The sequence below is a fragment of the Cellvibrio sp. ARAG 10.3 genome, from assembly GCF_051846955.1.
Classification (GTDB): Bacteria; Pseudomonadota; Gammaproteobacteria; order Pseudomonadales; family Cellvibrionaceae; genus Cellvibrio.
Genome location: NZ_JBPYCU010000051.1, coordinates 1 through 2488, shown reverse-complemented (window position 1 = coordinate 2488; position 2488 = coordinate 1). Strand labels below are relative to the sequence as shown.

The following is a 2488-nucleotide window of genomic DNA, read 5'->3' as shown; positions in this document are numbered from 1 at the left end:
GATACGCATTCACCCGGCTCGGGTGTTGAAGTTGGTAGCTAATCAACTTCTTCAGAGAGATACAAGGTCGGATTAGCACAGCGTAATCCGACACCCGTCCCCAAAAATACCCACCATCTTAACGAAAATTGTTTTGAGTCGCGCCGATTAATCGACTACCGTAAACGAACGGGACCTCGGCTTCCCGCCATACCAACACATCCATAACAAGAGAACAACATCATGCGCAAGCTCCTTTTTTCGCTCGCCTTACCCGCATTGCTCGCCGCCTGTAACCCCTCCGCAGAAAATCCTCCGGCGGACACTTCAGCAGCACAAACATCGTCTACACGCGGTGCTATACCGGTCACGTTGAAACAGGAAGACGGTCGTTACCAGATTTATCGCGGCGACCAGGCCTATTTTATTCGCGGTGCCGGCGGCAGTCATAATATCCCGCTCCTGGCCGCTAGTGGCGGCAATTCCCTGCGGACCTGGGGCACCAACGATGCCGAACGTATCCTTGATGAGGCGCACAAGCACGGCCTGACGGTCATGATGGGACTGCGTTTGGGTCACGAGCGCCATGGCTTTAATTACAACGACGAGGCGGCGGTAGCCAAGCAAAAAGAAGACGTGCGCGAACAGGTCCTGAAATACAAGGACCACCCGGCCCTGCTTGTGTGGGGTCTGGGCAATGAAGTCGATCTGTTTTATACCAACACCAAGGTGTGGTATGCCATTGAAGATATCGCGAAGATGGTGCGCGAACTCGACCCCAACCATTTGATTACCACCGTCACCGCCGGTATCGACGCCGAAAAAGCGCGCCTGATTATGGAACGCGTGCCGAGTATTGATTACCTCAGCGTCAATATTTACGGCGGCCTTGAAACCCTGCCGCAAACCTTGAAAGACATCGGCTGGACCGGCGCTTATGCGGTAACCGAATGGGGTCCCACCGGCCACTGGCAAATTGCCAAGACAGAGTGGGATGTGCCCATCGAACAAACCACCACAGAAAAAGCGCAATCCTATCGCGAGCGCTACGCAGCCGGCGTGCTCGGCGCACCTGATCAGGCGCTGGGTTCCTATGCATTTTTGTGGGGCCAGAAACAGGAAACCACGCCGACCTGGTACGGCATGTTTCTGGAGTCCGGGGAAGCGACCGAAGTGGTGGATACCATGCAATTTTTATGGACCGGCGAGTGGCCGAAAGAACGCGCCCCTTCCATTCGCAGCTTCCTGATTGATGGCAAAAAAGCGGAAGAGAGTATCTACCTGGAGGCGGGAAAAACTTACACCGCGCAAGTGGATGCGTTTCATCCCGACAACGAAGCCTTTACAGTGCGCTGGGAATTTTTACCGGAAAGCACCGACATCCGCGCCGGCGGCGATCCGGAAGCGCGCCCGAAAGCGGTGGAAGGTTTGATTGTGAAGGACGATGGGAAAGGAAACCTTGAGTTTACAGCGCCGACTGAAGGTGGGCCTTATCGTTTGTTTGCGTATGTGACCAATCGTTTTAATAGAGCAGCCGCCGCGAATGTGCCGTTTTTTGTGCGGTGATTTTGGGTGACCTTAATTCGCCTGGTGTCGGATTACGCTACGCTAATCCGACCTACGGGTTTATCTCCTGATGCGGATGTTGAATTACCGGGGGTGTCGGATTACGCTGCGCTAATCCGACCTACATGGTACTTCGTAGCTCCGTAGGTCGGGTTAGCGGCACCGCCGTGTAACCCGACATGACCATGCAAATTAAAAAATAATTTATTCATTTCCCACCGTCTCCGGCAAATCAACCTCACTCCCCCAATCCTCGTCATAAAATCCCAATTCAACAAATTTACGAAAACTTGAATGCGGCCATTGCGCGGGCGTTTGAGCATAACCGTGTTTTACCGGATTGAAATGAATGTAATCCAGGTGCTGGCGATAATCCTGCTCGCCGCGAATTACGTGTTCCCAAAAACGGTTTTGCCAGATCGGTAATGGTTGCCCGTAAGCTTTGGCAAATCCACTCTTGATTAACCGCCAGCGCGTAACGAAATCGTCATCGTGCACAGGCAAGGTCCAGATGCAGTGGAGATGATCCGGGAGGATAACAGCGGCGTCGATATCAAAAGGATAGTTGCGTTTTACCCGCTTGAACGTTCGGCGCAGCAGGAAGACAACATCCGGGTGATTGAAGATGGGTTGGCGTTCGTGGGTGACGACTGTGAAAAAATAACAGCCGCCTTTGTGCAGGGCTCTGCGGTATTGCATGGTTCAGTCCTTTGTGTTCTTGTCCGTGGTTGAGCGTTGGAGATAGTGCCGGAGTTTTTTTGTGCGTGCAAGTTGGGTGTCGGATTACGCTTGCGCTAATCCGACCTACGGGCTTATCTCCTGACGCGGATTTGGAATCACCGACGGTGTCGGATTACGCTGCGCTAATCCGACCTACATGTCCCGCGTCCTGTAGATACCATCTCTCCGATACCACCACAAGCAACCCATCAGGCCGCTTGTG

2 protein-coding genes are annotated in these 2488 nt (G+C 53.3%); one reads left to right on the top strand and one right to left on the bottom strand.

Annotated features, from left to right (window positions below; translation table 11 throughout):
* The first annotated feature begins 222 nt into the window (after positions 1 to 222).
* Entirely contained in the window at positions 223 to 1545 is a 1323-nt protein-coding gene (locus ACSV5M_RS21650) for a glycoside hydrolase family 2 TIM barrel-domain containing protein (protein WP_439178931.1), read from the top strand.
* Between the two features lie 204 nt (positions 1546 to 1749).
* On the opposite strand, the gene ACSV5M_RS21645 is transcribed toward ACSV5M_RS21650, so the two are convergent.
* Positions 1750 to 2244 (bottom strand): REP-associated tyrosine transposase, encoded by a 495-nt coding sequence (locus ACSV5M_RS21645; protein WP_439178930.1) that lies wholly within the window; start codon positions 2242 to 2244, stop codon positions 1750 to 1752.
* Positions 2245 to 2488: the final 244 nt, after the last annotated feature.

What these genes read in the sequence shown, in the direction of transcription:
- ACSV5M_RS21645 (WP_439178930.1), bottom strand. Translation starts at nt 2,244, where the DNA reads ATGCAATACCGCAGAGCCCTGCACAAAGGCGGCTGTTATTTTTTCACA.
- ACSV5M_RS21650 (WP_439178931.1), top strand. Translation starts at nt 223, where the DNA reads ATGCGCAAGCTCCTTTTTTCGCTCGCCTTACCCGCATTGCTCGCCGCC.